Source organism: Pseudomonas sp. GD04158, assembly GCF_029834875.1.
GTDB lineage: Bacteria > Pseudomonadota > Gammaproteobacteria > Pseudomonadales > Pseudomonadaceae > Aquipseudomonas > Aquipseudomonas hydrolytica.
In genome coordinates, this window is the sequence record NZ_JAODYT010000123.1 from 1 (window position 1) to 7,122 (window position 7,122).

The window sequence follows — 7,122 nt, forward strand, 5'->3', positions numbered from 1 at the left end:
ACCGGTTTCCTCAATCCGCGGCGTCGTCGCGCTCGGCTTCGGCATCGGCGCGGTTGCGCGCCCTGCCGCGCGTGTCAGGGCCGGCCACTGCCGGATAGCGCGCCGAAGCGTAGCGCACGATCAGAATCGCCAGCGCCAGCAGCAGGATGGCGCCAGAAACCATCACCACGCCCCAGTCCGGCTTGTGGTTGTGCGAAATATCCGAGATCAGCAGACGGGTCAGCGCGGTGATCGCCACGTAGATCATGAAGCGGATCGGCATGTGGTTGGTCTTGAAATAGATGCCCACCATCGCCGCCAATTCCAGGTAGATGAACAGCAGCAGGATGTCATCGACCGTGATATGGCCCTTGTCCAGCATGCCGATGAAGGTCATCACCCCCGCCCACGCCGTGATCGCCCCGATGGCAAACAGCGCCAGGTAGTGAAAGGCCTCCATCAGCAGATTACCCAAGGATTCCGCCAGGCCATGCATGCCCGTGCGCAGACGTTCCGCCCAATTCATCCTGTACTACTCCCCCAGAAGGGCACGACGCCCCGAGCGCCCGAAATGGGCGTTCATCAAGAGGCCGATCATGCCGGAAAAACCATCCCCTCAGAATGATGCAAGGATGTGACCAAAAGCCACAGCGCGGCCGGTTTTCGCAAGCACGCCATGGAATGCCAGGTCGCCCGATTCGGCTGGGCAGGTGCAATACTGGCCAAATGGCGCAGAGTTCTTTATGCTGCGCAGCACTGTACAAACAACCAGTTATTTCAATCGACACGCATGAAGGCAGACGAGGTGATGAATGGCCGTCGAAGTGGTGTACCGCAGCAGCCGCGACCCGGAGCGCTTGTTTATGGATAAGGCCGAAGCCGATCGTTACGACAAGATGCTGGAACTGGCCGAGCGCCTCAGTGAGGTGCTGCACAAGGCGGTGCCGTCGCTCAGCGAGGAACAGGGCGAAGAGCTGGGCATCTTCATGGCCAAGAACCGCGAGATCTTCGCCAAGGCGTTCAAGAGCCAGCCCGATGCCCTCGACGAGCTGGAAAACGAAACCGCCGAGGCCTGACCCCATCCCCTTGGCCCCGCCGTTCGCCCGGACGCGGGGCTTTTTTAATAGCGCACCGTAGGTGTGCCGTGCGCACCGGGAAAACCTCGCTCCCTCGTCATACCGCTGACTTATGCGCAACCGAGCCGGCATAGCCCAGCGCTACGCGCAGCCTGGTCGTCCCGCCCGCCTATGACGACTTACCGGCTCGCTCGCGATATTGCGCCGCCGCGCGCTCCAGCCAATCAGGCAGATCGCGTCGGCGCACGCCCTCGCGCTGCGCACGGGCCAGCTGCTCGAGCATGTACTGTCGCATCGGCTCGTCGCCTGCGGCTAGCGACAGCGCCAGGTCGCGATCGCTCCACTGACGGATACGGCGAAACAGCCACCAGTGGAAGTACAGCCCGGCGGCCGTGGTGACGACGATGATGAAGTAGTCCATGGCATTTCTCCTCGTTCGCCACGCTAATCCAGCCCCCTGCTGGCGCCAAGTGCGGCATTGCCGCAGGGCCGTGGACTAGTGGGCCGTTGAAAAACGTAGGCGACGACTGCATGGATGCAGGAGGTAGAGCGAAGCAGGAGCCCGAGCCGAGGCAGCCAGTGCAATACCGATGGCGGCCCCGCAAAAACAGGCGAGGACGCGCAGTTTACGAGTTGTAAATGAGCAGCCCGAGCCTGTTTTTAACGCAGCAATGGCAGCGCAGGTAGTTTTTCAACGCCTGCTAGGCTCTGTGCTAGGAGGAGCTAGATGATCCAGTGCAAGCGGGTTTATCTCGACGCCGCCGCGGACGACGGCCGCCGCGTGCTGGTCGACCGACTATGGCCACGTGGCCTGGTCAAGGACCGGCTGCCACTCGATGCCTGGCTGCCGCAAGTGGCGCCCTCCGCCGCGCTGCGCAAGGCCTTCGCTCATCGAGCGGCGGCTTTCGAGGACTTCCGCAGCGCCTACCGGCGGGAACTGGCCGGCCATCCCGAACACTGGCAACCGCTGCTGCACTGGGCCGCCAGCGGCCGCCTTACCCTGCTGTATGCCGCACGCGACGAGACGCACAACAATGCGCGGGTGCTGGCCGAGTTTCTCGAAGACGAGTTGGAGCGCAAAGGCTCGCCCAGTTCGCCGGTCTGTTACCAGGGCGAGTTCGGCGGCGGTTGACCGACGCCCGGTGCCGAGCTAGCCTGCAGCCTTTCCCGTCATACCGAAGCCTATTTCGATGACTTCCCTTACGCGCAGTCTCCACGCCGTCAACGCCGCCTCGCGCAGCGCTGTGGTCCTGCTTTGCGCGCCTCCACCTGTCTGCCGCGCCGGCACCCCTCCTCCCCCGCCGGCCAGCGTCTAAGCGGGCCACCCCCGCGACCATTTCGCTCCGTTCGTCATCGGTCTGACCGAGGCGCGTCTGCGCGCACGGAGCTCATGCGGATTTTTCGACAGGTGCTTCACCATGCGTTTCGATACCACGTCACTGGCCGCTTGCGGCTCGACGGCACTGTTCGTGCTGCTCTGGTCCGGCGGTGCGATCTTCGCCCGCCTGGGTCTTGATCACGCCTCGCCCTTCGCCTTTCTCATCCTGCGCTTCGCCCTTGCCTGCCTGACGCTGGCACTGATCGCCGCCTACTCGGGCACCTGGCTGCCCGAACGCGGCCTGCGCTGGCCCACGGCCAGGGCCGGGCTGCTGATGATCGGCGGCTACAGCCTGTGTTACCTGCTGGCGCTGGACAGCGGCATCACCCCCGGTGTGCTCGCCACCCTGCTCGGCGTGCAGCCGATCCTCACCCTGATGCTGCTGGAGCGGCGCGCCTCGCCGTTGCGCCTGGCCGGCCTGCTGCTGGCCCTGCTCGGCCTGGCGCTGATCGTCGGCGACAGCCTGCTGCATGCCTCGCTGCCGCTGGCCGGCGTGCTGCTGGCGCTCGCCGCGCTGGTCTGCATCACGCTCGGCGCCATCGCGCAGAAGGGTCTTAACCAGACGCCCATGCGCGCCCTGCCGCTGCAGTACGGCCTGTGCCTGGTGGCCAGCCTGGCGCTGCTGCCAACCCAGGAGTGCCGGGTGCAGTTCGATGTCGGCCTGCTCCTGCCGCTGCTGTGGATGGGCCTGGTGATCTCGGTGGGCGCGCAGCTGTTGCTGTACCGGCTGATCCGCGCCGGCAACCTGGTCAACGTCACCAGCCTGTTCTACCTGGTGCCGCTGGTCACCGCCCTGCTCGACTACCTGCTGCTAGGCAATCTGCTGTCGCCCAGTGCCATGGCCGGCATGGCGGCGATCCTGCTGGGCCTGGCGCTGGTGTTTCGCTTCGCCCCGCAAGGCCGGTAGCCTCCGGCCCGGCGTCACGCCGGGCCATCACTCCGGCTGCTGCAGCGCCTCGACCAGCGCCTTGAGAAAGCGCGCGGCCTCGCCGCCGGTGACGGCGCGGTGGTCGAAGGTCAGCGACAGCGGCAGGATCGGGTGCACCACCACCTGGCCATCGACCGCCACCGGCTCGTCGCGGATGCCGCCGGCGCCGATGATCGCCACCTGCGGCGGCACCACCACCGGGTTGGCGTAGCGGCCGAACAGAGTGCCGAAGTTGGACAGGGTCAGGGTCGCGCCCATCATCTCCTGCGGCGGGATGGAACGTGCGCGCACGTCGGCGCGCAGGCGTGCCACGCCCTCTTTCAGATCCTCGGCGCTGCGCGCGCCGACGTTGCGCAGCACCGGCACGAACAGGCCGTCCGGCGTATCCACGGCGATGCCCAGATCGAGCTGGGCATGGCGCTTGATCGACAGGTTCTTGCCATCGAACCAGCTGTTGAGCACCGGCTCCGCCTCACAGGCCACTGCGATGGCCTGGGCGATGCGCACCAGCGGGTCGCGCGCCTCGCGCCAGCGGTGCAGGTCGGCGTCGCCGACTATCACCACCGGCACCACCTCGGCATGCGCGCGGGCCATGTTCAACGCCATGCTGCGGCGTACGCCGCGCAGCTTCTCGCCGCCGAAACGCTCGCGCGCGCCCTGGCTGGCGCCCTCGACATCGGCGCGGGTGATCAGGCCGTCGGCGCCACTGCCCTGCACGGCAGCCAGGTCGACGCCGAGCTGACGCGCCAGCTGCCGTACCGCCGGCGTCGCCCGCGGCGCCAGGTGTTCGCGGGTGCTCGGCGCAGCGCCGACGAAGAAATTGTCCGCGCCAGCCTCGCCACCACCCTCCAGGCGCCCGACCACGGTGCCGGCATCGGCCTCGCCCTCGTAGGCGGCCAGCGGCTCGCCGACATGCAGAATGTCGCCCTCCTTGCCGAAGGTCTTCACCAGCACCCCGTCATAGGGCGCGGGGATGTCGACTATGGCCTTGGCGGTTTCCACCGACACCAGCAACTGGTCGGCCTTGACCGTGTCGCCGGCCTTGACGTGCCACTCGACGATCTCGGCTTCCTGCAGGCCCTCGCCCAGATCGGGCAGTTTGAAATATTTCATCGTGCGTTCTCCCGTCGATTCTGCCGATGCGCACGGCCCACCCTACGCGGCGCCGCGCGTATCACTGATTCAGGCGTACTCCAGCACCGTCTCGCAGGCGGCGAGGATGTCCTCGACACCGGGGATGTACAGCTGCTCCAGGCGATACAGCGGCGGCGGAATGTCCGGCGCGGTGACCCGCTGGATCGGCGCCTGCAGGTCGAGCAGCGCACGCTCGTACAGGCTGGCGGCGATTTCCGCGCCGACCGCGCAGCTCTTCGGCGCCTCGTGGACCATCACGCAGCGCCCGGTCTTGCGCACCGAGGCCTCCAGGGTGTCGAGGTCCAGCGGCTTGACGCAGGCGACGTCGATCACCTCGGCGGCGATGCCGCGCTCGGCCAGCCGATCGGCGGCCTGCAGCGTCTCGTGGATGCTCGCGCCCCAGCTGACGAGGGTCAGGTCGCTGCCCTCGCGCAGGGTGAAGCAGCTGTCCAGCGGCAGGCGCTTGCCGTCGTCGGCCAGCGGCTGCGGGTTCATGCGGTACAGCCGGGTGGGTTCGAGAAATACCACCGGGTCCGGGTCGTCGATGGCCGCCAGCAGCAGGCCGTAGGCGCGCGCCGGCGACGAGGGGATGACCACGCGCAGGCCGGGGATATGCGCCAGCAGCGCCTCGGTGCTTTCGCTGTGATGCTCGGGGGCGCGAATCCCGGCGCCCATCGGCGTGCGCAGCACCATGGGGCAGCTGAGGCGGCCGCGGGTACGATTGCGCAGGCGGCTGGCGTGGCAGATCAGGTGATCCAGGGCCGGGTAGATAAAGCCCATGAACTGGATTTCCATCACCGGTTTGAGCCCCTGCGCCGCCATGCCGACGCTGAGCCCGGCGATCATGGTTTCGGCCAGCGGGGTATCGATCACCCGCTTGAAGCCGAATGCATCGCGTAGCCCGGCGGTGGCGCGGAACACCCCGCCGTTGACACCGATGTCCTCGCCCAGCACCACGACGTTCTCATCCTCGGCCATGGCCCGGTGCAGGGCCAGGTTGACCGCCTCCAGCAGGCTGACCTTCTTTTCGCTCGGGGCTGGCTTCTCACTCATGGTCCACCTCCCGCCGCGCGGCACGTTCGCGCAGCCATTCGCGCTGCTCGGCCAGGGCCTGCGGCCATTTGCCGTAGACATGCTCCAGCGCATCCTCGACTGGCGCCGGCGTGGTCGCCTCGAAGGCCTCCACCGCGCGCTGCACCTCGGCCTGGCATTCGCCGACCAGGGCCTGCTCGCGCTGCGCATTCCATACGCCCTGGCGCACCAGGAAAGCCTGCAGGCGCGCCACCGGCTCCTCCTGCCAGGCCTGCTTGACCTCCTCGGCCGGGCGATAGCGCGTCGCGTCGTCGGCGGTGGTGTGATCGCCCAGGCGGTAGCTCAGGCATTCGATCAAGGTCGGCCCCTTGCCCTGGCGCGCACGTTCGAGCGCCACCTGCATGCGGTCGTAGACTGCCAGCACATCGTTGCCATCGACCTGCTCACCGGCAAAGCCGGCGCCGAGCGCCTTCTGCGCCAGGGTCGGCGCACCGCACTGGATGCGCCGCGGCACCGAGATGGCCCACTGGTTGTTGTTGACCACGAACACCACCGGCAACTGCCAGGCGCCGGCGACGTTGAGCGCCTCGAGAAAGTCGCCCTTGCTGGTGGCGCCGTCGCCGCAGGTGGTCACCGCCACGCGGTGCTGACCGCGGATCTTGAACGCGCTGGCCACGCCACAGGCATGCAGGGCCTGGGTGGCGATGGGCACGCAGAGCGGGAAGTCCTCGGCTACCGCCGGGTCGACATAGGCGCTGCCGCGCTCGTCGCCGCCCCAATAGAGCAGGATTTCCTCCATGCGCACACCGCGCATCACCTGCACCGCGGTGTCGCGGTAATAAGGCACCAGCACGTCGTCGGCCTGCATGGTCGCGCCGATGGCCACACCGATGGCCTCCTGGCCGATGGTCGGCGCGTAGGTACCAATGCGTCCAGTGCGCTGCAGCGCCACCGCCTTCTGGTCGAACAGGCGGGTCAGCAGCATCTGCCGGTACAGACGGATGAGTAGGTCGAAGTCGTCGCTCCAGGCCGGCAGCTCGGCACAGGGCGCACCGTCGGGAGCCAGATAACGGGTATGGGGTAACTTCAGCTTGTCGGGCATGGCAATCTCCTCGGCATCTTGTGGACACCTTGTTGACCCCGGGCTCGTGACCTGGGGAATGCGCGCCGTCCTGCGGGTAGGCCGGACGAACGCCCGGGCCTCAGGGCCCGTAAAGCAGACGCTCGGCCAGGCTGTCGGCGACTCGCGCCGGCGAGCGCTTGTCGGCCTGGGCGTGGGCGTAGATTTCCGTCAGGCGCAGGCTGATCTGCGCCAGGTGGGCGGTGATCGCCGCCAGCTCTTCGCCACGATGACGCAGCGCCACGTAGATCAGCCCACCGGCGTTGAGCACGTAGTCCGGCGCATAGAGAATGCCGCGCGCCTCCAGCTCGTCGGCGATCTCCGGGCTGGCCAGCTGGTTGTTGGCCGCCCCGGCCACCGCGGCGCAGCGCAGCTGGCCGACCGTCTGTGCGTTGAGCACGCCGCCCAGACCGCAGGGCGCGAGGATGTCGCAGGGCGTGGTGAGCAGCGCCTCGCTGGCGATCGGGTGAGCGCC

Annotated in this window: 8 protein-coding genes and 1 pseudogene; 3 read left to right on the forward strand and 6 right to left on the reverse strand. The window is 67.6% G+C overall.

Annotated features, from left to right (window positions below):
* Positions 1–10: 10 nt before the first annotated feature.
* Positions 11–505, reverse strand: coding sequence for a phosphate-starvation-inducible PsiE family protein (locus tag N7333_RS23265; RefSeq protein WP_003245906.1), 495 nt, complete (start codon positions 503–505; stop codon positions 11–13).
* Between the two features lie 286 nt (positions 506–791).
* On the opposite strand from N7333_RS23265, the gene N7333_RS23270 reads away from it, so the two are divergent.
* On the forward strand, positions 792–1,055 hold the full coding sequence (locus N7333_RS23270) for a YebG family protein (RefSeq protein ID WP_003245907.1): 264 nt from the start codon (positions 792–794) through the stop codon (positions 1,053–1,055).
* 169 nt (positions 1,056–1,224) lie between these two features.
* Here the strand turns inward: N7333_RS23270 and N7333_RS23275 are convergent, their stop codons facing one another.
* Entirely contained in the window at positions 1,225–1,476 is a 252-nt protein-coding gene (locus tag N7333_RS23275) for a hypothetical protein (RefSeq protein ID WP_003245908.1), read from the reverse strand.
* Positions 1,477–1,782: 306 nt separating this feature from the next.
* On the opposite strand from N7333_RS23275, the gene N7333_RS23280 reads away from it, so the two are divergent.
* Both N7333_RS23280 and N7333_RS23285 read left to right on the forward strand, forming a co-directional pair.
* Complete coding sequence (locus N7333_RS23280; protein WP_279859448.1) at positions 1,783–2,187, forward strand: DUF488 family protein; 405 nt, start codon at positions 1,783–1,785, stop codon at positions 2,185–2,187.
* A gap of 286 nt (positions 2,188–2,473) precedes the next feature.
* Entirely contained in the window at positions 2,474–3,340 is an 867-nt protein-coding gene (locus N7333_RS23285; RefSeq protein ID WP_279859449.1) for a DMT family transporter, read from the forward strand.
* Between the two features lie 27 nt (positions 3,341–3,367).
* Here the strand turns inward: N7333_RS23285 and N7333_RS23290 are convergent, their stop codons facing one another.
* The 4 genes and pseudogenes from N7333_RS23290 to N7333_RS23305 form a co-directional block, all read right to left on the reverse strand.
* Complete coding sequence (locus N7333_RS23290; RefSeq protein WP_273262618.1) at positions 3,368–4,474, reverse strand: dihydrolipoamide acetyltransferase family protein; 1,107 nt, start codon at positions 4,472–4,474, stop codon at positions 3,368–3,370.
* A 69-nt stretch (positions 4,475–4,543) separates the two neighbouring features.
* Positions 4,544–5,548: an alpha-ketoacid dehydrogenase subunit beta gene (locus N7333_RS23295; RefSeq protein ID WP_279859450.1), complete on the reverse strand. Its 1,005-nt coding sequence runs from the start codon at positions 5,546–5,548 to the stop codon at positions 4,544–4,546.
* On the reverse strand, positions 5,541–6,629 hold the full coding sequence (gene pdhA / locus N7333_RS23300) for a pyruvate dehydrogenase (acetyl-transferring) E1 component subunit alpha (protein WP_012019354.1): 1,089 nt from the start codon (positions 6,627–6,629) through the stop codon (positions 5,541–5,543). Before pdhA ends, N7333_RS23295 begins: the two co-directional genes overlap by 8 nt.
* Before the next feature lie 100 nt (positions 6,630–6,729).
* Positions 6,730–7,122, reverse strand: a pseudogene (locus N7333_RS23305) (amino acid dehydrogenase); the annotation flags it as partial.